At 58.9% G+C, this 23348-nt stretch carries 22 protein-coding genes; 15 read left to right on the forward strand and 7 right to left on the reverse strand.

Annotation, left to right across the window (positions count from 1 at the left end; genetic code table 11):
• Positions 1-56 precede the first annotated feature (56 nt).
• The gene (locus CFII64_RS01005) at positions 57-878 is read right to left on the reverse strand and encodes an HDOD domain-containing protein (RefSeq protein WP_020288873.1); all 822 of its coding nucleotides are present in this window, start codon (positions 876-878) and stop codon (positions 57-59) included.
• A gap of 103 nt (positions 879-981) precedes the next feature.
• A complete protein-coding gene (locus CFII64_RS01010) occupies positions 982-1923 on the reverse strand; it encodes a folate-binding protein YgfZ (protein ID WP_020288874.1) in 942 nt (313 codons plus the stop codon).
• Between the two features lie 143 nt (positions 1924-2066).
• Here CFII64_RS01010 and CFII64_RS01015 point away from each other — a divergent pair, with 143 nt between their 5' ends.
• Together CFII64_RS01015 and CFII64_RS01020 are read left to right on the forward strand one after the other, a co-directional pair.
• Positions 2067-2321, forward strand: coding sequence for a succinate dehydrogenase assembly factor 2 (locus CFII64_RS01015; protein WP_020288875.1), 255 nt, complete (start codon positions 2067-2069; stop codon positions 2319-2321).
• A complete protein-coding gene (locus CFII64_RS01020; protein ID WP_020288876.1) occupies positions 2305-2772 on the forward strand; it encodes a protein YgfX in 468 nt (155 codons plus the stop codon). The genes CFII64_RS01015 and CFII64_RS01020 overlap by 17 nt, the downstream gene beginning before the upstream one ends.
• On the opposite strand, the gene nadB is transcribed toward CFII64_RS01020, so the two are convergent.
• On the reverse strand, positions 2741-4357 hold the full coding sequence (gene nadB / locus CFII64_RS01025; RefSeq protein WP_020288877.1) for an L-aspartate oxidase: 1617 nt from the start codon (positions 4355-4357) through the stop codon (positions 2741-2743). The two genes, CFII64_RS01020 and nadB, sit on opposite strands and share 32 nt — an antisense overlap.
• A gap of 499 nt (positions 4358-4856) precedes the next feature.
• Between nadB and rpoE the strand changes: the two genes are divergently transcribed.
• The 11 genes from rpoE (at position 4857) to pdxJ (ending at position 15246) form a co-directional block, all read left to right on the forward strand.
• Positions 4857-5438, forward strand: coding sequence for an RNA polymerase sigma factor RpoE (rpoE, locus tag CFII64_RS01030; RefSeq protein ID WP_020288878.1), 582 nt, complete (start codon positions 4857-4859; stop codon positions 5436-5438).
• Between the two features lie 31 nt (positions 5439-5469).
• Positions 5470-6063: a sigma-E factor negative regulatory protein gene (locus CFII64_RS01035; RefSeq protein ID WP_020288879.1), complete on the forward strand. Its 594-nt coding sequence runs from the start codon at positions 5470-5472 to the stop codon at positions 6061-6063.
• 8 nt (positions 6064-6071) lie between these two features.
• Complete coding sequence (locus CFII64_RS01040) at positions 6072-7034, forward strand: MucB/RseB C-terminal domain-containing protein (RefSeq protein WP_044901077.1); 963 nt, start codon at positions 6072-6074, stop codon at positions 7032-7034.
• A 331-nt stretch (positions 7035-7365) separates the two neighbouring features.
• Complete coding sequence (locus CFII64_RS01045; protein ID WP_229635482.1) at positions 7366-8769, forward strand: DegQ family serine endoprotease; 1404 nt, start codon at positions 7366-7368, stop codon at positions 8767-8769.
• 171 nt (positions 8770-8940) lie between these two features.
• Positions 8941-10737, forward strand: coding sequence for a translation elongation factor 4 (gene lepA, locus CFII64_RS01050; protein WP_020288883.1), 1797 nt, complete (start codon positions 8941-8943; stop codon positions 10735-10737).
• 9 nt (positions 10738-10746) lie between these two features.
• Positions 10747-11601 (forward strand): signal peptidase I, encoded by an 855-nt coding sequence (gene lepB, locus CFII64_RS01055; protein WP_020288884.1) that lies wholly within the window; start codon positions 10747-10749, stop codon positions 11599-11601.
• Positions 11602-11714: 113 nt separating this feature from the next.
• Complete coding sequence (locus tag CFII64_RS01060; RefSeq protein ID WP_020288885.1) at positions 11715-12092, forward strand: DUF4845 domain-containing protein; 378 nt, start codon at positions 11715-11717, stop codon at positions 12090-12092.
• Positions 12089-12778: a ribonuclease III gene (gene rnc / locus CFII64_RS01065; RefSeq protein WP_020288886.1), complete on the forward strand. Its 690-nt coding sequence runs from the start codon at positions 12089-12091 to the stop codon at positions 12776-12778. The genes CFII64_RS01060 and rnc overlap by 4 nt, the downstream gene beginning before the upstream one ends.
• Positions 12771-13673, forward strand: coding sequence for a GTPase Era (era, locus tag CFII64_RS01070; protein ID WP_020288887.1), 903 nt, complete (start codon positions 12771-12773; stop codon positions 13671-13673). Before rnc ends, era begins: the two co-directional genes overlap by 8 nt.
• A 92-nt stretch (positions 13674-13765) precedes the next feature.
• A complete protein-coding gene (gene recO, locus CFII64_RS01075) occupies positions 13766-14449 on the forward strand; it encodes a DNA repair protein RecO (RefSeq protein WP_020288888.1) in 684 nt (227 codons plus the stop codon).
• 50 nt (positions 14450-14499) lie between these two features.
• Entirely contained in the window at positions 14500-15246 is a 747-nt protein-coding gene (pdxJ, locus tag CFII64_RS01080; RefSeq protein ID WP_020288889.1) for a pyridoxine 5'-phosphate synthase, read from the forward strand.
• 131 nt (positions 15247-15377) lie between these two features.
• Here the strand turns inward: pdxJ and cmoB are convergent, their stop codons facing one another.
• The 4 genes from cmoB to lon form a co-directional block, all read right to left on the reverse strand.
• Positions 15378-16337 (reverse strand): tRNA 5-methoxyuridine(34)/uridine 5-oxyacetic acid(34) synthase CmoB, encoded by a 960-nt coding sequence (cmoB, locus tag CFII64_RS01085; RefSeq protein WP_020288891.1) that lies wholly within the window; start codon positions 16335-16337, stop codon positions 15378-15380.
• Complete coding sequence (cmoA, locus tag CFII64_RS01090) at positions 16334-17077, reverse strand: carboxy-S-adenosyl-L-methionine synthase CmoA (RefSeq protein WP_020288892.1); 744 nt, start codon at positions 17075-17077, stop codon at positions 16334-16336. Before cmoA ends, cmoB begins: the two co-directional genes overlap by 4 nt.
• An 89-nt stretch (positions 17078-17166) precedes the next feature.
• The gene (locus CFII64_RS01095; protein ID WP_020288893.1) at positions 17167-17562 is read right to left on the reverse strand and encodes a protease inhibitor I42 family protein; all 396 of its coding nucleotides are present in this window, start codon (positions 17560-17562) and stop codon (positions 17167-17169) included.
• Positions 17563-17637: 75 nt separating this feature from the next.
• Positions 17638-20058 (reverse strand): endopeptidase La, encoded by a 2421-nt coding sequence (gene lon / locus CFII64_RS01100; RefSeq protein WP_020288894.1) that lies wholly within the window; start codon positions 20056-20058, stop codon positions 17638-17640.
• Positions 20059-20324: 266 nt separating this feature from the next.
• Between lon and CFII64_RS01105 the strand changes: the two genes are divergently transcribed.
• Complete coding sequence (locus CFII64_RS01105; RefSeq protein ID WP_044901078.1) at positions 20325-20996, forward strand: methylamine utilization protein; 672 nt, start codon at positions 20325-20327, stop codon at positions 20994-20996.
• Positions 20993-23347, forward strand: coding sequence for an EAL domain-containing protein (locus CFII64_RS01110; RefSeq protein WP_020288896.1), 2355 nt, complete (start codon positions 20993-20995; stop codon positions 23345-23347). The genes CFII64_RS01105 and CFII64_RS01110 overlap by 4 nt, the downstream gene beginning before the upstream one ends.
• Position 23348: the final 1 nt, after the last annotated feature.

The raw sequence follows: 23348 nt of genomic DNA on the forward strand, positions 1-23348 counted from the left end.
AGGATTACGCGAAGCCGTTGGAGCGAGGGTTGGTTTGTTTGACGAGAGGGTGCAGCTCAATAAAGCATGAGCTTGGCTTCATCCATTTCGGCGCCCAGGTGGCCGCCGCTCAGGTTCAGCCCCAGTTGATGAAACGCAGGCAGGCTGCTCAACTCGATCTGGCTGTACGGGTGCGCGGTTCCTTGATGCAGGTGCACCGTTGCTACCTGCACCAGATCGATGTAATCGGCACGTTGCGAGACTCGGGTGAAGTCCTGAAATCTGGCGGGCACCAAAGCCAGCGGCTCGGGGAAATCCCATGAGCGCAGCAGTCGTTCGCCAATCACCGGATGAATCTGCTCGATCACATGGTTGAGGCTGACCTCGTCCGACAGCAGCTCGTTGTGGTCTTCGGCATAAGTCAGGATCGGCAGCACGCCAATCAAATGTATCAGCCCTGCCAGTGTCGCCTGGTCAGGCCTGAGGTGCGCGCGGCGGCTGCTCAGTGCGTAGCTGATGCCCGCCACCTGCAGGCTTTGTTGCCAGATTTCACGCATTTTGCGTTCGACCACTGGCGACTTGGCGTGGAACATTTGCTCGACCACCAGACCGATGGCCAGGTTGCAGCTATAAATAACGCCCAGCCGAGTGATGGCCGTGTTGACGTCACTGACTTCAAAGTTGGGGCGCAGCAAGGGGCTGTTGACCACCTTGATCAGTCGCGCGGAAAGCGCTGTGTCGCTGCCGATGACTTTACTCAGGGCAGCAATGCTTATTTCCGTGTCCTCTGCGGCGAGACGAATTTTTAGTGCTACTTCCGGCAGGGTAGGCAGAAACAAGGCATCTCGATCGATGGCCTTGATCAAGTTCCTCTGCACTTCGTCAGCCATTTCACTCATGTTGCATCTCGTTGGCGAAGGGAAGTCTGGGGCCTCCGGGCCCGGAAGGGCGGAGGCGGGGCAGATAAGCAGACATTGACCGAACCCAGGCGTTCGTTCGGTATCAGCGCTGGGTTTCGAGTTTGCTGTCCAGGGCATAAGGCAGTTCGGCCAGTTGCAGCCTCGGGCCTTCAACCGATCCCAGATGGACATCACCACTTTCAGCCGCATCGGCCTGCAAAACAGCCAATAACTCGACGCCTTCTTGCGTCCGGGCAGCGAGCACGACGTTACCCACGGCGCTGGCATGAACCGGGGAAAACAGCGCGGCACCTGGCTCCGGAGCGCTCTGTTGCGCGAGTGTCAGCCTGTACAAGCGTCGCTTGAGCTTGCCCAGGTATTGCATGCGCGCAACGATTTCCTGACCGGTGTAGCAGCCCTTTTTGAAACTCACGCCGCCGACCGCTTGCAGGTTCAGCATTTGCGGAATGAACTCCTCCCGCGTGGCCCCTACCACTTGTCCGATACCAGCACGAATCTGCCCCAGCAACCAATCGTTGAGCGTGCCTTCGGGCAATTGTGCGGCCAGACGCGAGCGAATATCGGCGGCTTGCTCGATGCGAACCCAGAGTTCGGCCCTGGCCGGGGAGACGCGGATGGCGATCAAATCGTTGTCGCGAACAACCGAGTCAGTGTCCTGCGGCAAGTCCAGGCCCAGGCTGACCAATGCGCCATCACCGTCCTGCAGGCCAAAGCGCAGCCAGGCAGCGCTCTCGTCGCTCAGTTTCGACTTGGAGAACACCGCGTATTTCTTCAGGTCGTCCAGCTGTGGCTCAATCAGTTCACTGGCCATCGCCAGCAGGCAACCGTCACCTTCAAGCAGGATGCGGAAGCTCGACTGCATGCGGCCTTTTTGCGTGCAGCGCGCGCCCAGGGTCGCTTTTGCATCGCTCAGGTAGTCGAGGTTGCAGGTCAGTTGTCCTTGCAGGAATTTACTGGCGTCCACGCCGCGTACGGCAAGGACCCCTTCGTGGGAAAGCGGGCAGAAGAAAGCTGAATCGGACATGGGTCTTCGCGGGCCTGAAAAGTCTGGGGCACATAATAGTGCCCAGTCTTCATTATGTGTACATGAAAACTACTGCGACCATTGTGCGGTTCGCGCAGCTGGCCTGCAGTTGTATACTCGCCGCCTATTTCGAGGAGCGCTCCATGGTCGAAGACGTCGAACTCAACCGCCTTTACTGGCACAGCCGCCGCGGCATGCTTGAACTGGATGTGCTGCTGGTACCGTTTGTCCGGGAAGTCTACCCGACGCTTAACGATGCGGACCGCGATCTGTATCGCCGCCTGCTGACGTGTGAGGACCAGGATATGTTCGGCTGGTTCATGCAGCGCGCGGAGTCGGAAGACGCCGAGCTGCAGCGCATGGTTCGCATGATTCTGGATCGTGTCCAGCCTGCCTGATCGATTCGAATGCCGTTGGCAGCCGTCCCGTTGGCTGCTTGCGGCGTATTTGAGTGCCCAGTTACTGGCACTGACCTCGCTTTATCTGCTGGATATCCCGACGTGGGCGTTGCTCGGCGGTGTTGTGCTGTGCGCCGCGCACGCGTGCTGGATCATCCCGCGCCGTATCTTGCTTGGCAGTCCTCGCGCATTTACCGCCCTGCGGCGTAATGCCGAAGGGTGGCAACTGTGGAATCGCCGCGATGGCTGGCAAGCTGTGCAGTTGCGTCGTGACAGCATGGCGCTGCCGCTGCTCGTAGTGCTGCGCTTCCGGTTGGCAGGCAAGGGCGGCTCAGGTGCGCGGTGGGTGTGCGGGCTGTGTATCCCCCTGGATGCAATGGCGCCGGACGAGCACCGGCGCCTGCGGGTACGCTTGAAGTTCAGCCGGCGTAGGTGGGCGGCACCAGAATAGTGTCCAGCGCCTCGGGCAGCATGTCCGGGTAATCCAGGGTGTAATGCAGGCCACGGCTTTCCTTGCGCGCCATGGCCGAATTGATCATCAACTCGGCCACCTGGGCCAGATTGCGCAACTCGATCAGATCGCGGCTGACCTTGTAATTGCTGTAGAACTCGTCGATTTCATCCAGCAGCATGCGGACCCGGTGCTGGGCGCGTTGCAGGCGCTTGTTGGTGCGCACGATCCCGACGTAGTCCCACATGAAGCGCCGCAGCTCATCCCAGTTGTGAGCGATGATCACGTCTTCATCCGAATCGGTCACCTGGCTGGCGTCCCAGCTGGGCAGGCTCTGCGGGGCAGCGCTTTCGGGCAGCTGGCGCAGAATGTCGGCCGCTGCGGATCGGGCATAGACAAAGCATTCCAGTAACGAATTGCTGGCCATGCGGTTCGCGCCATGCAGACCGGTGAAGCTGGTTTCGCCGATGGCGTACAAGCCCGGCACATCGGTGCGCCCATGCTCGTCGACCATGACGCCGCCGCAGGTGTAATGCGCGGCCGGAACCACAGGGATCGGCTGGCGAGTGATATCGATGGAAAATTCCAGGCAGCGTTCGTAAACGGTCGGAAAGTGGCTCTTGATGAAGTCTGCCGGTTTGTGGCTGATATCCAGATAAACGCAATCGATGCCCAGGCGCTTCATTTCATGGTCGATGGCTCGGGCCACGATGTCACGCGGCGCCAGTTCGGCACGCGGATCGAAGCGCTGCATGAAGCGCTCGCCATTGGGCAGCTTGAGGTAAGCACCTTCGCCGCGTAGCGCCTCGGTCACCAGAAAACTCTTGGCCAACGGATGGTAGAGGCAAGTGGGATGGAACTGGTTGAACTCCAGATTCGCGACCCGACAACCCGAACGCCAGGCCATGGCGATGCCGTCGCCGCAGGCGCCGTCGGGGTTGCTGGTGTACAGATAAACCTTGGCGGCACCGCCCGTTGCCAGAATCGTGAAGCGCGCGCTATAGGTGTCGACTTCCCCGCTGCTACGGTTGAGGACGTAGGCGCCGAGGCAGCGTTTGCCGTCCAGGCCCAGGCGTCGTTCGGTGATCAGATCGACCGCGACACGTTGCTCCAGCAGCTCGATGTTCGGCCGTTCCTTGGCCCTGGCCAATAATGTCTTGAAGATCGCGGCACCGGTGGCATCCGCCGCGTGAATGATTCGTCGATGGCTGTGGCCGCCTTCACGGGTCAGGTGAAATTCGAATCCGCCGTCTTCCGTGCTGGTCTGATCGTCACGAGTGAACGGCACGCCTTGATCGATCAGCCACTGAATTGATTCACGACTATGCTCGACGGTGAATCGCACGGCGTCTTCATTGCACAAGCCGCCGCCCGCATCGAGGGTGTCTTCGACGTGGGATTGCACGGTGTCAGTGTCGTCCAGCACCGCAGCAACGCCGCCCTGAGCCCAGAATGTGGAGCCATTGGCCAGCTCACCTTTGCTCAAGACCGCAACGCTCAGATGAGCGGGCAATGTCAGCGCAAGGCTCAAGCCTGCCGCGCCGCTGCCGATCACCAGTACATCGTGTTGGAAATGTTGGCTCATGTCTGAATTCCGCATCAAGCGGCCACTAGTATAAGTATGGGTGGAACGGCACAATGGCCGCACTTTTATGGCATTGTGAAACCACAGCGGCTTGGGATTGTGCGCCAGTCCAAAGCATCGTGCATACCCATTTCCAGTTGGCTTTGACGCAGAGTAATACGGCGCCAGATAGTTTTTCCTACAGGAAAGGTAAAGTGGGTCTTACACCTGATTGTTAAATCTGGGAACTTTTTGATAGCGCCCAGGCTCAATAGCAGGTTGCCTTTAAAAGGACAGCGTCGGCTTAATGCGGGGCTAATTACAGCCATTGCCAGCGATTTCGACGACAAGATTATTCGCGCAGCCGACCTAGTTCGAGCTGCGTTTTTCGTGCAGGCCTGTGAGTGTCAGCCGGAAACTTGCTTGGAGGGGGAGAACTTTTGCGAGAAGCCCGAGTCTATGTATGCAAGCCGATACAATGGCCGTTGCAATGCTCCTTTAAGCTCAATGAGGAGTGTTCATGCTAACCCAGGAAGAGGATCAGCAGCTGGTCGAACGCGTACAGCGCGGCGACAAGCGAGCTTTTGATCTGTTGGTGCTGAAATACCAGCACAAGATTCTCGGGTTGATCGTGCGGTTTGTGCACGACACCCATGAAGCCCAGGACGTTGCGCAAGAAGCTTTTATCAAGGCTTATCGCGCGCTTGGAAACTTTCGCGGAGACAGCGCCTTTTACACATGGCTGTACCGCATCGCCATTAACACGGCGAAAAACTATTTGGTGTCCAGAGGTCGGAGGCCGCCAGATAGCGATGTAAGGTCTGAAGATGCGGAGTTCTACGATGGCGATCATGGCCTCAAGGACATCGAGTCGCCAGAGCGTGCATTGCTGCGGGATGAAATCGAAGGAACTGTCCATCGAACCATCCAGTTGCTGCCAGAAGATTTGCGTACGGCTCTAACTTTACGTGAATTCGATGGTCTGAGTTACGAGGACATTGCCAGCGTCATGCAATGTCCGGTGGGTACCGTGCGATCTCGGATTTTCCGCGCTCGGGAAGCCATCGATAAAGCCCTGCAGCCTTTGTTGCAGGAATCCTGAGACAGCGGCGATAGCCAAGAGAGGAACCGCCATGAGTCGTGAAGCCCTGCAGGAATCGCTGTCCGCGGTGATGGATAACGAAGCGGACGAATTGGAATTACGTCGGGTATTAAATGCCATTGACGATGCGGACACACGTGCCACATGGTCTCGTTATCAGATTGCCCGTGCAGCCATGCATAAAGAGCTGTTGCTCCCTCATCTGGATATTACGGCTGCTGTATCTGCCGCAATCGCCGATGAAGTCAGCCCACTCAAGGCCGGTCGTGGTCCTTGGCGTAGCCTGGGTCGTTTGGCAGTTGCTGCCTCCGTCACTGTTGCGGTATTGGCTGGCGTTCGCTTGTACAACCAGGACGAGATTGCCGGTGCTCAACTTGCACAGCAGACTCAACAACCTGCAGCTCTGTCTACCCCGCAAGTGAAGGGTCCGGCAGTGTTGGCTGGCTATACAGAAAGCACTGAGCAGGCACCTGGTCCGATGGCTAACGGTGTATTGCAGAACCAGGCTGGCTGGCATGATCAGCGTTTGCCGGGTTACCTGCGTCAACATGCTCAGCAAGCTGCGTTGAAGGGGACTGAAAGCGCTCTGCCTTACGCTCGCGCCGCCAGCCTGGAAAACCGTTAAGGAGGATCATGCGCGCCGTCCCTCTACTGCCGTTGCTGTTAGGTGGGTGGCTTGTCCTCCCTGCTCATGCCGATGATGCGCAAGATATGCTCAAGCGTCTTGCGCAGGCGCAGCAACAACAAAGCTTTCAAGGTACTTTTGTTTACGAGCGCAATGGTAGTTTTTCTACCCATCGGATCTGGCACCGCGTGGTCGGTGGCAAGGTCAGGGAGCATCTGCTTCAGCTGGATGGCTCCGCGCAGGAAGTGTTGCGCGTCGATGGTTTGACCCAGTGCGTCAGCGGTACTCTTGAAGCGGGCGTCAGCAATCTGCCTGATTCCCCGGCAAGAACATTCGATCCAAAGAAACTATCGGCTTTGTACGACATGAAAAATGCCGGCAAGTCGAGAGTGGCTGGCCGCGCGGCGACAATTATTGCGCTGACGCCCAAGGATCAGCATCGATTCGGCATTGAATTGCATCTGGACAACGAAACCGCATTGCCACTCAAATCGCTGTTGTTAAGCGAGAAGGGGCAGTTGCTGGAGCGTTTCCAGTTCACTGAACTCGATACGGCAGATATCCCGACCGATCAGGTCTTGCAGCCAAGCGCTGATTGCAAACCAGTCGATTTGACCAAGGCCAAGCCTGAAGCCCCCGGCAAACCCGGTCCGTGGCGTTCCGAATGGACTCCACCCGGCTTCGAGCTGACCAGCAATACATCTCGTATGGACCCGACGTCAAAGGTGCTGGTCTCCAGCCTCATGTATGACGACGGCCTTTCGCGATTCTCGGTGTTTATCGAGCCGGTGAGTGCCGCGACAGTCACTGATATCCGTACGCAGCTCGGTCCTACCGTAGCAGTATCGCGACGTCTGACGACGCCCAAAGGTGATGCCATGGTGACGGTTGTCGGTGAAATACCGCTTGGGACTGCCGAACGTATCGCGCTCTCCATGCGCAGCGCCGACGTCCCGCCGAGCAAAAAGTAGTCGGCTTGGCGATGATCCGGGCCCAAGATGTAAAAGCTTTCATCTTGGGCCCGATACGCCGTATAGACTGGCTTTTCGGGGTCGCTGGGGCACTCGCTGAAACGTTTGGTGAGATATGCAAGTTGCAAAAATCCTCGTTTTTTTCTATAGGTCACAGCTTCGCAGCTCTGGCCTTTGTTGTTTCCGAGCCAAAAATGCTGACTGATGGCCGCGCGCTTTTTCCGAGTGCTTCACGCGAGCCGTTGTGTCGTTCGATCTGTATTGCTTAATCATGCTCATCGTTAACGGGAGCCGTATGTTGATACCAAGCTTTAAGTCCTATCTTTCCCTGATGGCCGCTGTGCTGATGTTGGGCCAGGTGGCTACTGCCCAGGCCGAGGCGTTGCCAGACTTCACCACGCTCGTCGAGCAAGCATCGCCCGCGGTGGTAAACATCAGTACCCGCCAGAAATTGCCGGATCGTGCGGTCGCCGGGCAGATGCCGGATCTTGAAGGTCTGCCGCCGATGTTGCGCGAATTCCTTGAGCGCAGCATGCCAAACCAGGGCCCGCGCGCGCCTGGCTCCCCCAAAGGGGATCGTCAGCGTGAAGCACAATCCCTCGGCTCAGGTTTCATCATTTCCGCTGACGGCTATGTCCTGACCAACAACCATGTGGTTGAAGGCGCCGACGAAATTCTGGTTCGCCTGTCCGATCGCAGTGAGCTGAAAGCCAAGCTGATCGGCACTGATCCGCGCACCGACGTGGCCGTGCTGAAGATCGAAGGCAAGGATTTGCCAACCGTGAAACTGGGCGATTCCGAGAAGTTGAAAGTCGGCGAATGGGTACTGGCTATCGGTTCGCCGTTCGGTTTTGATCACTCGGCGACCAAAGGCATTGTCAGTGCCAAAGGCCGCAGCCTGCCCAACGACACGTACGTGCCGTTCATCCAGACCGACGTTGCGATCAATCCGGGCAACTCCGGCGGTCCGCTGTTCAACATGTCGGGTGAGGTGGTCGGGATCAACTCCCAGATATTCACGCGCTCCGGCGGCTTCATGGGCCTTTCGTTCGCCATTCCGATCAACGTCGCGATGGACGTAGCCAATCAGCTCAAGGCCAGCGGCAAGGTGAATCGCGGCTGGCTGGGCGTCGTCATTCAGGAGGTCAACAAAGACCTGGCTGAATCGTTCGGGCTGGACAAGCCGGCCGGTGCGCTGGTTGCCCAGGTACTTGAAGACGGCCCGGCTGCCAAGGGCGGCCTGCAAGTGGGCGATGTGATCCTCAATGCCAATGGCCATCCCATCGTGATGTCGGCTGATTTGCCGCAAATCGTCGGTAACCTCAAAGATGGCAGCAAGATTCAGCTGGATGTTATCCGCGAAGGCAAACGCAAGACACTGGAAGTCACGGTTGGCGCGTTGCCGGACGAAGGTCAGGAAATGGGCGCGGCGGACGGTTCGGGCGTAGAGCGCAGCAGTAATCGTCTGGGCGTTTCCGTAGCTGATCTGACCGCCGAACAGCAAAAAAGCCTCGACCTGAAGGGCGGCGTGATCATCAAGGAAGTGCAGGAAGGTCCTGCGGCATTGATTGGTCTGCAGCCTGGCGATGTGATCACTCACCTGAACAATCAGGCGATCTCGTCGGCGAAGAACTTCACTGAGGTGGCAAAAGGCCTGCCGAAGAATCGTTCGGTTTCCCTGCGTGTGCTGCGTCAGGGTCGCGCCAGCTTCATCACCTTCAAGCTTGCGGAGTAGTCGCTTGCGTTAGCCAGAAAGGGCGGTCATTACCGCCCTTTCTTATGCGCGGCACACAGGCTAATGCCGATCCGCTCGCCTGTGAACGTGACGCCCCGGCGTTACTTCAGGTACAATTCCCGGCTATTTTTCGGCGGGTAAACTGCCTGCAACCTTTTTGAGTGTTGATCCGTGAGTGATTTGAGTCATATCCGCAATTTCTCCATCATCGCCCACATTGACCATGGCAAGTCGACGCTGGCCGACCGTTTCATTCAGATGTGCGGCGGCTTGTCCGAGCGCGAGATGGAAGCCCAGGTACTTGACTCCATGGATCTTGAGCGCGAGCGCGGGATCACCATCAAGGCCCATAGCGTCACGCTGCACTACAAGGCCAACGACGGCAAAACCTATCAGCTGAACTTCATCGACACCCCGGGCCACGTGGACTTCACCTATGAAGTCAGCCGTTCCCTGGCTGCTTGTGAAGGCGCGCTGCTGGTGGTCGATGCGGGCCAGGGCGTTGAAGCCCAGTCGGTAGCCAACTGCTATACCGCCATCGAGCAGGGCCTTGAGGTCATGCCGGTGCTGAACAAGATGGACCTGCCGCAGGCCGATCCGGACCGCGTCAAGGAAGAAATCGAGAAGATCATCGGCATCGATGCCACTGACGCCGTGGCCTGTAGCGCCAAGAGCGGCATGGGCGTCGACCTGGTGCTGGAGCGTCTGGTCCATACCATTCCCGCACCGACCGGTAATATCGAAGCGCCACTGCAAGCCTTGATCATCGACTCCTGGTTCGACAACTACCTGGGCGTTGTTTCCCTGGTGCGTGTGCGTCACGGTCGGGTCCGCAAGGGCGACAAGATTCTCGTCAAATCCACCGGCAAGATGCACCTGGTCGACAGCGTGGGCGTGTTTACTCCCAAGCACACGGCCACGGTTGACCTGAAAGCCGGTGAAGTGGGCTTCATCATCGCCGGTATCAAGGACATTCACGGTGCGCCGGTTGGCGACACCCTGACCCTGAGCACCACGCCTGATGTCGAAGTGCTGCCTGGCTTCAAGCGCATTCAGCCGCAGGTTTACGCCGGTCTGTTCCCGGTCAGCTCCGACGACTTCGAAGACTTCCGTGAAGCGCTGCAGAAGCTGACGCTGAACGACTCGTCGCTGCAGTATTCGCCGGAAAGCTCCGATGCACTGGGCTTCGGCTTCCGTTGCGGCTTCCTCGGCATGCTGCACATGGAGATCATTCAGGAGCGTCTCGAACGCGAATACGACCTGGACCTGATCACGACTGCGCCGACGGTTATTTTCGAGCTGCTGCTCAAGACCGGCGAAACGATTTACGTTGATAACCCGTCCAAGCTGCCGGATCTGTCGACCATCGAAGATACGCGCGAGCCGATTGTGCGGGCCAATATTCTTGTGCCCCAGGAGCACCTCGGGAACGTCATTACGCTGTGCATTGAAAAGCGCGGCGTTCAGCACGACATGCTGTTCCTGGGTACTCAGGTGCAAGTGAGCTACGACCTGCCGATGAACGAAGTGGTTCTGGACTTCTTCGATCGTCTCAAGTCGGTCAGCCGTGGTTATGCGTCGCTGGACTATCATTTCGATCGTTACCAGTCCGCTAACCTGGTCAAGCTCGATGTACTGATCAATGGTGAGAAAGTCGATGCCCTGGCATTGATCGTGCACCGCGACAACGCGAACTACAAAGGTCGCGCGTTGACCGAGAAGATGAAAGAGTTGATCCCTCGGCAGATGTTCGATGTGGCAATCCAGGCCGCCATTGGCGGGCAGGTTGTGGCACGTACCACTGTCAAGGCGCTGAGAAAGAACGTACTGGCCAAATGTTATGGCGGCGACGTCAGCCGTAAGCGTAAATTGCTGGAGAAGCAAAAGGCCGGTAAGAAACGCATGAAGCAGGTCGGCAACGTGGAAATTCCACAGGAAGCTTTCCTTGCAGTGCTCAGGTTGGAATAGTCAGGTCCTATGTCACTAAATTTCCCGCTGTTGTTAGTCATCGCTGTTTTTGTCTGCGGTCTGCTGGCATTACTCGATCTGATCGTCCTGGCGCCTCGTCGCCGGACGGCCATCTCGACGTATCAAGGCAGTGTCACTCAGCCGGACATCGAGGTTGTCGAGCGCCTGAACAAAGAGCCTTTGCTGGTCGAATACGGCAAATCGTTCTTTCCGGTGCTGTTCATCGTTCTCGTCCTGCGTTCGTTTCTGGTTGAGCCGTTCCAGATTCCTTCGGGCTCGATGATCCCGACGCTGCGAGTGGGTGATTTCATTCTGGTGAACAAGTTCTCCTACGGCATTCGTTTGCCGGTGCTGGACCAGAAAGTCATTCAGATTGGCGATCCACAGCGTGGCGATGTAATGGTGTTCCGCTTCCCGAGCGATCCGAGCGTCAACTACATCAAGCGCGTCGTCGGCTTGCCGGGCGACCAGATCCGCTACACCAGTGACAAGAAGCTGTTCGTCAATGGTGAGTTGGTGGCCAAGCAGTTGATCGGCACTGAGCCGGGCACGCTGGGCAGCGCGGAGCTTTACAACGAGAAGCTGGGCGAGGTCGAGCATCAGATCCGTCAGGAAATGACCCGTTATCGGGCGCCACCTGATCGTGAATGGACGGTTCCGGCTGCGCATTACTTCATGATGGGCGACAACCGGGACAACTCCAACGACAGCCGTTACTGGGATGATCCGAGTATTCCCAAGGACGAGCTGGGCATGGTTCCGGACAAGAACATTGTCGGCAAGGCGTTCGCCGTATGGATGAGCTGGCCTGAGCCTAAATTGAGTCACCTGCCCAACTTCTCGCGGGTAGGGTTGATCAAGTAATCGATGCGGCGCTGTGTGATACAGCGCCGTATGTCATTTGGGCTGGCTCGAATCGGTGTCGCAGTGGAGCAATCCTGTCGACCGCTTTCGACGGGCTATCCTTGAGGTTTCATATGAAAGTCGCCGGTTCGCAGAAAGGGTTGTCGTTTGTGGGATGGCTGTTGGCGCTGGCGCTGTTGGCGTTTGTCGTCAATGTGGCCTTCAAGCTGGTCCCGCATTATCTGGACCACCGGTCGCTCAAGAGCGCCATTGAGGCGGTCGAGACCAATCCTTCGCTGGATATCACCACGGTCAGCGATTTCTACAGTTATGTCGGTAAAAGCATGCAGGTCAACAGTATTCGGGATTTGGATTTGAACAAGGTGTTAAGTGTGACGGTGGAAAACAACAAGTTTCTCGCCCATTTGAAATACGAGAAGCGTGAAGCACTGATCCAGAATATCGATCTGGTGGTCAAGTTCGACGACACATTCAGCGTGGGTAAACCGTGAGCGTTTCGTTGAGTCGCCTGGAGCGCCAGCTCGGCTATACCTTCAAGGATCAGGAACTGATGGTCCTGGCCCTCACTCACCGCAGCTTTGCCGGGCGCAATAACGAGCGTCTGGAATTCCTCGGTGACGCCATTCTCAACTTCGTCGCCGGTGAAGCCTTGTTCGACCGCTTCCCACAGGCGCGCGAAGGCCAGTTGTCTCGCCTGCGGGCGCGTCTGGTAAAAGGCGAAACCCTGGCCGTGCTGGCGCGTGGTTTCGATCTGGGCGAGTACTTGCGTCTGGGTTCCGGCGAACTGAAGAGCGGCGGTTTTCGTCGCGAGTCGATTCTTGCCGATGCACTTGAGGCGCTGATTGGTGCGATCTACCTTGATGCCGGCATGGACGCGGCGCGTGAGCGGGTTCTGGACTGGCTCACCACCGAGTTCGACAGCCTGACGCTGGTCGACACCAACAAAGATCCAAAGACCCGGCTGCAGGAGTTTCTCCAGTCGCGTGCCTGTGACCTGCCGCGTTATGAAGTGGTGGATATCCAGGGCGAACCGCATTGCCGAACTTTCTTCGTCGAATGTGAGATCACCTTATTGAATGAAAAAAGCCGGGGTCAGGGTGTCAGCCGTCGCATTGCCGAACAGGTAGCAGCGGCCGCAGCACTCATTGCCCTTGGCGTGGAGAACGGCCATGAATGATTCAATCGCAACACGCTGTGGCTATGTCGCCATTGTCGGCCGCCCGAACGTGGGCAAATCCACGCTGCTCAACCATATTCTGGGTCAGAAGCTGGCGATCACTTCGCGCAAGCCGCAGACCACGCGTCACAACATGCTGGGTATCAAGACCGAAGGCGCCATCCAGGCGGTCTATGTCGATACCCCGGGCATGCACAAGAACGGCGAAAAAGCACTCAACCGCTACATGAACAAGACCGCATCAGCCGCGTTGAAAGACGTTGATGTGGTTATTTTCGTGGTTGACCGTACGCGCTGGACCGACGAAGACCAGATGGTGCTGGAGCGCGTGCAGTACGTGCAGGGCCCGGTGATCCTGGCGATCAACAAGACCGACCGCCTGGAAGACAAGACCGAGCTGATGCCGCATCTGGAATGGCTGCAGGGGCAGCTGCCCAATGCGTCGATCATGCCGATTTCCGCGCAGCACGGGCACAACCTTGAAGCGCTGGAAACCCTGATTGCCAAGCACCTGCCGGAAAACGAGCACTTCTTCCCGGAAGACCAGATCACTGACCGCAGCAGCCGCTTCCTGGCCGCCGAGCTGGTTCGCGAGAAGATCATGCGGCAGTTGGGTGCCGAGCTGCCGTACCAGATCACCGTTGAAATCGAAGAGTTCAAGCAGCAGGGCAAAACCCTGCACATTCACGCCTTGATCCTCGTCGAACGTGATGGCCAGAAGAAAATCATCATTGGCGACAAGGGCGAGCGCATCAAGCGCATCGGCACCGACGCGCGCCGCGACATGGAGCTGCTGTTCGACTCCAAGGTCATGCTCAACCTTTGGGTCAAGGTCAAAGGCGGCTGGTCCGATGACGAGCGCGCCCTGCGTTCGTTGGGCTACGGCGACCTGTAAGCTCAATGCCCAATGGTGGAGCCTTCGCTGCGCTCTGCCATGGGCAGTTACATTCCTGCCTTGTCTTCGCCTCTTTCGAGCCAGCCTGAACAATGAGCGCGCCAATCGGCCAACTTGCTTACGTGTTGCACAGCCGGGCGTACCGTGAGAACAGCGCACTCGTCGATTTCCTCACGCCGCAAGGTCGCTTGCGCGCCGTGCTGCGCAGTGCGCGTGGCAAGGCCGGCACCCTGGCGCGTCCGTTTGTACCGCTGGAGATCGAATTTCGTGGCCGTGGCGAACTGAAGAATGTCGGGCGCATGGAAGCCTCGGGCGTGGCCAGCTGGCTGATAGGCGAGGCGCTGTTCAGCGGCCTTTACCTCAATGAGCTGATCATTCGCCTGTTGCCCGCCGAAGATCCCCATCCCGCTGTTTTTGATCACTACGCTGCAACTTTGCTGGCTCTGGCCGAAGGTCGTCCGTTGGAACCGCTGTTGCGTTCTTTCGAATGGCGCCTGCTCGACGATCTCGGCTACGGTTTCGCGCTGGACATGGATATCAATGGCGAACCGCTGGCCAGCGACGGCATGTACCGTCTGCAAGTGGACGCCGGCTTGGAGCGGGTGTATCTGTTGCAGCCGGGTCTGTTCCAGGGCGTCGAGCTGCTGGCCATGGCCGAAGCCGACTGGAGCGCGCCGGGAGCGTTGTCGGCCGCCAAGCGGTTGATGCGTCAGGCATTGGCCGTTCACTTGGGCGGCCGACCATTAGTCAGTCGCGAACTGTTTCGCAAGCCATAAACAGGCTTTATGCTCACCGACCTGTTCCGCCCATCTTTGAGGAGACACCCGTGACTCACAGCACTCGCATCCTTCTTGGCGTCAATATCGATCACGTCGCCACGTTGCGTCAGGCCCGGGGAACGCGTTACCCGGACCCGGTCAAGGCCGCGCTGGATGCCGAAGAGGCGGGCGCCGATGGCATCACCGTGCATTTGCGTGAAGACCGCCGCCATATCCAGGAACGTGATGTGCTGCTGCTCAAGGACGTGTTGCAGACGCGCATGAACTTCGAAATGGGCGTGACCGAGGACATGCTGGCGTTCGCCGGGCGCCTGCGCCCCGCGCATGTCTGTCTGGTGCCGGAAACCCGCCAGGAATTGACCACCGAGGGCGGTCTCGACGTCGCAGGTCAGGAAGCGCGCATTCAGGCGGCCGTTGAACGCTTGAGCAAGATTGGCTGTGAAGTGTCGCTGTTCATCGATGCCGATGAGCGGCAGATCGCCGCGTCCAGGCGTGTGGGTGCGCCGGCCATCGAGTTGCACACCGGCCGGTATGCCGACGCGCAAACCCCGACGGCTGTCGCTGACGAGCTGCAACGCATTGTTGATGGCGTCGCCTTTGGTCTGGCTGAAGGTTTGATCGTCAACGCCGGGCACGGCCTGCATTACCACAACGTCGAAGCCGTCGCGGCGATCAAAGGTGTGAACGAGCTGAACATCGGCCACGCGCTGGTGGCTCACGCGCTGTTTGTCGGCTTTAAATCAGCCGTGGCGGAGATGAAGGCGTTGATTCTGGCGGCGGCTTATAAGGGCTAAAACTGTTCGCTGTAAGGCTCGGCAGGACCGGCCACTTTGTCCGGGAAGGCGTCAGGTATGCCGAGGAAGATCTTCAGCGTCTGCACTGGCGTCTTCGGGGACAAGTCCCCTCCTACCGGATCTTCACAAGGTCAAGGCTTGCGCCCCACAATCACCGCCCGCATCGGCGCGGGCAGGCCTTCCACGGTCTTGCTGTGATCTTGCGGATCGAGAAAGTCGCTCAGGGACTGGAAGCGCATCCATTCCGTGCCGCGCTGTTCCTCGACCGTGGTAACGCTGACGTCCACGCAGCGCACATCGACAAAGCCTGCGCGGCGCAGCCACAGCTCCAGCGCCGGCACCGAAGGCAGGAACCAGACGTTGCGCATCTGCGAGTAGCGGTCCTCAGGGACCAGCACCTGATGCACGTCGCCTTCGATCACCATGGTTTCCAGCACCAGCTCACCGCCTTTGACCAGGCAATCCTTGAGCGCCAGCAAGTGATCGATGGGTGACTTGCGGTGATACAGCACGCCCATGGAAAACACTGTGTCGAAGCCTTCCAGCCGTGCTGGCAAATCCTCAAGCGTGAACGGCAAATGCCAGGCCGGAAGGTCGGGCAGGAAGCGCTGCATGGCCTGGAACTGGCAGAAGAACAGCCAGTTCGGATCGACGCCAATCACGCTGTCAGCCCCGGCACCAAGCATGCGCCACTGGTAATAACCATTGCCGCAGCCAACATCAAGGACGCGTTTGCCCTTGAGGTCCAGATGCGGGGCAACCCGCGACCACTTCCAGTCCGAGCGCCATTCGGTATCCACATGCACGCCGAACACATCGAACGGCCCTTTGCGCCATGGCGACAGGCCTAACAGCGCCTTGCGCACCTGAGTGCGGGTTTCGCCGTCGCATTCGGCGTCCAGGGTAAAACTGTCCGCCAGATCGACGCGGGTCGGCTTCAAATCGGGCAAGGCATTCAGCGCGCCTTGCCAGCGTTCCAGATCGCCGTGGCCTTTGGTCATCTTGGTATCTAGCTGCGCTTGCAGGCCGTTGGCCCATTCAGTCAAGGGAGTGCCCGCCAGACGGCGGACCAGAGGAGCGAGATCAATCATGGCAGGGCAATCAACGAGGCAAAGTTAAGGCATTGGAACCAGGGCACCACCTTGGAAAATCCTGCATCAAGCAGGCGCTGGCGGTGTTCGTCGAGGCTGTCGGGCTTCATCACGTTTTCGATGGCGCTGCGTTTCTGGGCAATTTCCAGTTCGCTGTAGCCATTGGCGCGCTTGAAGGCGACGTGCAGATCGGTGAGCAGAGCGTGTTCCTGTTCGTCATTGAAGCGCAGCTTCTCCGACAGAATCAGCGCGCCGCCCGGCACCAGTGACTGGCGGATACGGCTTAACAGGCTCAGACGCAGCTCGGGGGCGATGAACTGCAGCGTGAAATTGAGTGCCACCACCGAGGCTGGCTGGAACTCAAGGGCCAGAATATCGCCTTCGATGACCTGCACCGGCAGCAACTCCTGAAACATCGAGTCCTGTCCATTGAGGTATTCGCGGCAGCGCTCAACCATGGCCGCCGAGTTATCCACAGCAATGACCTGGCAACCCTCGGTTCGCACATGGCGACGCAAGGCTTGAGTCACGGCACCCAGTGAGCTGCCCAGGTCGTACAGCACGCTATTGGGTTGTGCGAATTGCGCCGCGAGCACACCAAGATTTTCGACAATCGTCGGATAACCGGGCACCGAGCGCTTGATCATGTCCGGGAACACCCGCACCACGTCCTCGTTGAAGGCGAAGTCCGGCACCTGGGCAAGGGGCTGGGCGAATAGGCGGTCGGGTTCTTTGCTCACGGCAGTTCCGGCGTAGGGCTGAAAAGTGCGGCATTTTAGCCAATTCCACGTCAGGGCCCAAACCTCATCTGCGCAGAGTTGGCTAAAAGTTACTCATTGACGGTAATCACGCAGTCGAAAGTGCGTTCCGGCGCGACTTCCGGCGCCCAAGGCTGCTGATAAACCATCATCAGGTGACCGCTGCCAGCGTCGGACGCCTTGTAGCGCCATACCGACTGGCCGGCACTGCCGACCATATTTTTGTCTTCAGGGTTGCTGTACACCTCGGGCCCCATGCTGCGCAGGATGCCCTGCGCCGGGTTCTGGATCTGCCAGCGGTAACCGGTGGTCGGCGTGCTGGGCAGCGTCAGCATCAGGATCTGCCCGGTTTTCAAGGTCAGCGGGCATTCGCTTTGTTTTTCGAGGGTGACGATATGGCGCGGTTGCTGCGCACAGGCAGCGAGCAGGCACAGGCTTAGCGGGGCGATTAGACGGGCGGGGGTCATGGAGGCTCCAGTCTCGTTTGACGAGACTGGAGAATAGCCGATTCTGCTGGAACGAGGCTGTAGGGCAATTACCTGCTAGAACAACACCTTCGCCACATCCGCAAAGCGCTTGGCGAAATGCACGGTGATGCCTTCTTTCAGGTAGTCCGGCAGTTCTTCGAAGTTGCCACGGTTGGGTTCCGGCAGGATCAGCTCGTTGATCTTCTGCCGACGGGCCGCAATCACCTTCTCCCGCACGCCGCCGATTGGCAGGACATGCCCGGTCAGGGTCAGCTCGCCGGTCATCGCCACGCCTTTTTTCGGTGCCTGATTGCGCGCCAGGGACAGCAAGGCGCTGGCCATGGTCACGCCAGCACTTGGACCGTCCTTGGGCGTCGCGCCTTCGGGTACGTGCAAGTGGACAAAGGCTTCGTCGAAGAAACGCGGGTCGCCGCCAAACTGTTCAAGGTTCGAGCTGACGTAGCTGTAGGCGATTTCAGCAGACTCCTTCATCACATCGCCCAACTGGCCGGTGAGTTTGAAGCCACGGTTGAGGGTATGAATCCGCGTTGCCTCGATCGGCAAGGTCGCGCCGCCCATGCTGGTCCAGGCCAGACCCGTGATCACGCCGGTCCCGGACAGGACCTGTTCATTGCGGAACACCGGCATGCCCAGCGAGGCTTCGAGATCTTTGGGACCGATCTTGATCACCGACTTGGGCTCGTCCAGCAGCTTGACCACGGCCTTGCGCACCACTTTGCTCAGCTGTTTTTCCAGCTGTCGCACACCGGCTTCTCGGGCATAACCGTCGATCACCGCCCGCAGGGCGTTGTCGCTGATCGCCAGGCTGCCTTTGGACACACCGGCTTTTGCCAGCTGCTTGGGCCACAGGTGACGCTTGGCGATGGCCAGTTTCTCTTCGGTGATGTAACCGGAGAGGCGAATCACTTCCATCCGGTCGAGCAGCGGGCCGGGAATCGAGTCGAGAGTGTTGGCGGTGCAGATGAACAGCACTTTGGACAGGTCCAGACGCAGGTCCAGATAATGGTCGAGGAATTCGACGTTCTGTTCCGGGTCGAGGGTTTCCAGCAGCGCCGAGGCGGGATCGCCCTGGAAACTTTGGCCCATCTTGTCGATTTCATCGAGCATGATGACCGGGTTCATCACTTCCATGTCCTTGAGCGCCTGCACCAGCTTGCCCGGTTGGGCACCGATGTAGGTGCGACGGTGGCCCTTGATCTCTGCTTCATCGCGCATGCCGCCGACACTGAAACGATAGAACGGCCGGCCCAGGGATTCGGCAATGGAACGGCCGACACTGGTTTTACCGACGCCCGGCGGACCGACCAGCAGCACAATGGAGCCGCTGATCTCGCCTTTATAAGCGCCGACCGCGAGGAATTCGAGGATGCGCGCCTTGATGTCATCCAGACCCGCGTGATGCTGGTCGAGCACCTTGCGGGCGTGCTTGAGGTCCAGCTTGTCCTTGCCGAACACACCCCACGGCACCGAGCTGGCCCAGTCCAGGTAATTGCGGGTAACGGCATATTCCGGCGAGCCGGTTTCCAGCACCTTGAGCTTGCCGATTTCCTCGTCGATGCGCTTGCGCGCCTGCGGCGGCAGGGTTTTGCCTTCCAGGCGGGCTTCGAACTGTTCGATGTCGGCGCTGCGGTCATCTTTGCTCAGGCCCAGCTCTTGCTGAATGACCTTGAGTTGCTCCTTGAGGAAGAACTCGCGCTGGTGTTCGCCGATCTTGCGGTTCACCTCGGCAGAGATTTCCTTCTGCAGGCGCGCCACTTCAACTTCCTTGCGCAGCATCGGCAAGACTTTTTCCATGCGCTTGAGCATGGGCACGCAATCGAGCACTTGTTGCAGCTCGACGCCGGTCGCCGAGGTCAGCGCTGCGGCGAAGTCGGTCAGCGGCGACGGATCGTTGGGGCTGAAGCGATTGAGATAGTTCTTCAACTCTTCGCTGTACAGCGGGTTGAGCGGCAGCAGCTCCTTGATCGCGTTGATCAGGGCCATGCCATACGCTTTGACCTCATCGGTCGGCTCATTGGGCTGATGCGGGTACTCGACTTCCACCAGGTACGGCGGGCGATGATGCTTCAGCCAGGTCTTGATGCGCACCCGGCTCAGGCCCTGGGCGACAAACTGCAGCTTGCCGTTTTCGCGACTGGCGTGGTGCACCTTCACCAGCGTGCCGTATTCGGGCAATGCGTCGGTATTGAAGTGACGCGGGTCTTCCGGCGGGGTGTCCATGAAGAACAGCGCCAGGGAGTGGTGCTCGGACTTGCTCACCAATTCCAGCGTTTCGGCCCACGGCTCTTCATTGACGATGACCGGCAACACCTGTGCCGGGAAGAAAGGGCGGTTGTGAATCGGGATGATATAGACCTTGTCCGGCAGGTTCTGCCCAGGCAAGGCGAGCGAGGTGCTGGTGGAACTCAGGGTTACTTCGTGCTCAGCGTCTACTTCATCTGGCAAATCGTGTGAGTCTGCTTGCTGGTCGCTCATGGGGCACCTGCACAATTGAACATGGCTCTTAGATGGGGCGATGTCGCTCAGGTTTCAATGGCTGCGGTCGATAGCATTTGTGAAGGGGATAAAAACAAGGCGTTGGGCCATCAATAATCCGCCTCGCGCTGATCAACGGACGCTTACGGCGCCTGACTTTTTTATGCGTGAACCTCCGTGCCGCCGCGACAATTAGCCTGCGACGGGCACTTCGATGCCAAGGCTGGCGCTCTTATTACCGGCTTGCCGTTGCGGACTGACACTGTATGAACACACTTCTATCTTTTCTGATCCTGCCGGCGATTTGCGCGATGTGCATGGGTTCAGCGTCGGCGGCGACGTTGACTGCGCAGTTGATCAATCAAAACGGCAAACCGTTGGTCGGCGCGGTACTGACCCTGCAAGGTGCGGCAGGCAGGCCCGCCGTAGCGCTCAAGGCCGACATGGACCAGCGCGACAAGGAATTCGTCCCGCATGTGCTGGCCGTGCGAACGGGCACTGCGGTCAAATTCCCCAACAGCGACAACATCCGTCATCAGGTGTATTCCTTCTCGCCCGCCAAACGCTTTGAACTGCGGTTGTATGGCGGCACTCCGTCTGATCCGCTGCTGTTTGATAAACCCGGCGTCGTGGTGCTGGGCTGTAATATTCACGACTGGATGCTCGGTTATATCTATGTCACCGATGATCCCTGGTTTGCCGTCAGCGACAGCAATGGCAACGTGACGCTCGATCAACTTCCGGCCGGCCGGTACGTCGCAACACTTTGGCATCCGAAGGTTGCTGACATGCAGCCTGTATCCGGGGGGGATATGGACGTTCCGGCTTCAGGTCTGACCCGGCGCTTCAGTCTGGCGGTGGAAAGCAGCGATGACCCACCCGTCGCCCCGGCCCCCACGACGTTTGGCGATGCCTTTCACAAGGCGGCCCATGAATGAACCTGCGCACCAGCTTTCAGGCACGGATTGCCTTCGTATTGATCGCCTTGTTGGTCGTGGTGTTGGGTGCCGTGTTCTTCGCGGTGAAAGCCGCGACCGGCGATGCCGTTCGTTCCCAGGCCCAGGCCCAGCTTGAGGTCGGTCGCCGGGTTTTCGAAGGCCTGATGGATATGCGCGGTAAACAACTGCGCGGCGGTGTGCAGCTGCTTTCAGCGGATTTCGGGTTTCGCGACGCAGTGGCCAGCGTCGATGCATCGACCATTCGTTCGGTGCTGCGCAATCATGGCGGCCGCATCAACGCCTCGGACATGTTCTTGCTGGGCATGGACGGCAAGGTCATCGCCAGTACGGTGCCAGCGGTGGCCGAAGGCTCGCCGTTTCCCTTCGAGCAGGCATTGCGCGAGGCCAGGCTCAACAAACAATCAATGGTCATCGTACCCGGCGGTGGACAGCCCCATTTGCTGGTTGAGAGCACGGTTCTCGCGCCGCTGCCCATCGGCCGGGTCGTCATGGGTTTCATCATGGACCAGGCCTTCGCCCAGCAATTGCGTTCGCTGAGTAATCTGGAGGTCTCGTTTCTGGCCGTGGAGCACGGCGCTGCGGGGCAACTGATCAGCACTCAGCCAGCTGAAATGCAGGCCAGTCTCGTGGATCTGATGCTCACGGCTTCGATTGAACAGGTGCGCATGACCCAGCATTCTGACCAGAGTTTTCTCAGTCAGACCATTGTGGTCGACAACGTCACCGACGGCCGTGGCGAGCAGGTCATTGCGCTACTGCAAAGCCCGATCGACAAAGCCATGCTTGCGTTCGCGCCGCTGGATCAAAAAATCTTCTGGATCTCCATCATTGCGTTGCTCGCCTCGTTGATCGGTACGTTGATCCTGGCGCGCAGTGTATCGATGCCGGTGCAGATCCTGGCACTGGCGGCCAAACGTATTGGCAACGGCGATTACAAGACGCCGGTGGGCATGGCGCGTAGCGACGAACTGGGCATGCTTGCCGGGGCGATCAACGCCATGCAGCAGGGGATCGCCTCGCGTGAGCATCAATTGGCGCACAACGCCCTGCATGACTCGCTGACCGGCTTGCCTAACCGGGCGCTGGCCATGGAACGTCTGGGCAGTTCGATTACCGCGCAGCGTTCCATGGCGTTGTTGTATCTGGGGATCGATAACTTCCTGGCGATCAACCAGGTCTGCGGCGCCGCAGGCGTAGATGAGCTGTTGCAGCAAGTCGGCCAGCGGCTGCAAGCCAGCCTGAACCCCGGCGATACGGTCGCTCGCCTGACAGCCAACGAATTTCTCCTGTTGCTGGACCATAAGGGCAGCGACGGCGCGGTGGCTACTGCCGACCAGCTGCAGCGCTTGCTGAGCCACGCACAACGCATCGACAGCCACGACGTGACGCTGGAATGCAGCATCGGCATTGCGGTGTACCCGGAGCACGGCGACTCGGCACTGGAGTTGCTCAAGCGCGCGGCCATTGCTCGCCAGGACGCGGCTGGCATGCCGGGCCGTTTGCAGGTTTATCAAGACGGCAGCGATCTGGCTCACCAGCGCCAGATCAGCCTGATTCGCGATTTGCGCCACGCTGGCCGTAATGGCGAGCTGACCTTGCACTACCAACCCAAACTGGACATTCGCCAGGGCCGCGTTCGCCAGGCTGAAGCGCTGCTGCGTTGGCAGCACCCGCAGTTCGGCAACGTGTCGCCGGCCGAATTCATCGTTCTGGCCGAGCGCACCGGGAGCATTCAATTACTGAGCAGTTGGGTGATCGAAGAGTCCCTGCGCCAGTTGGCCGAGTGGGCCAGGCGCGGCCTGCACATCCAGCTTTCGGTGAATATTTCTGCCGAAGACCTGCTCAGTGCTGACTTGCCTGCGCGTGTGGTCGGCTTGCTGCGTTTGTACAAGGTTCCGGCGGAGCAACTGATTTTTGAAATCACCGAAAGCGCGATCATGCGTGAGCCAGAGCACGCGCTGGCGGTTCTCAACAAGCTGCGCGAATGTGGCATCAGCCTGTCCGTGGACGATTTCGGCACCGGTTACTCGTCCCTCGCGCATCTCAAGCGGCTGCCGGTGCAAGAGTTGAAAATTGATCAATCCTTCGTGCGTAACCTGGATGAAACCAGCGAAGACGCCGTGATCGTGCGTTCCACCATCGAGATGAGCCACAACCTGGGCCTCAAGGTGGTCGCCGAAGGCGTCGAGTATGAGCACAGCCTGCGCCTGCTTGAGCGCTGGCATTGCGACACGGCGCAAGGCTATCTGATCAGCCGCCCGTTGACCGCGGTGGCCTTTGAGGCATGGATGAGCGCTTCTACCTATTCACCCAGCCTGATGGTTCGTTGAA

Origin of the sequence: Pseudomonas sp. CFII64 (genome assembly GCF_000416235.1) — a bacterium.
Taxonomy (GTDB): domain Bacteria; phylum Pseudomonadota; class Gammaproteobacteria; order Pseudomonadales; family Pseudomonadaceae; genus Aquipseudomonas.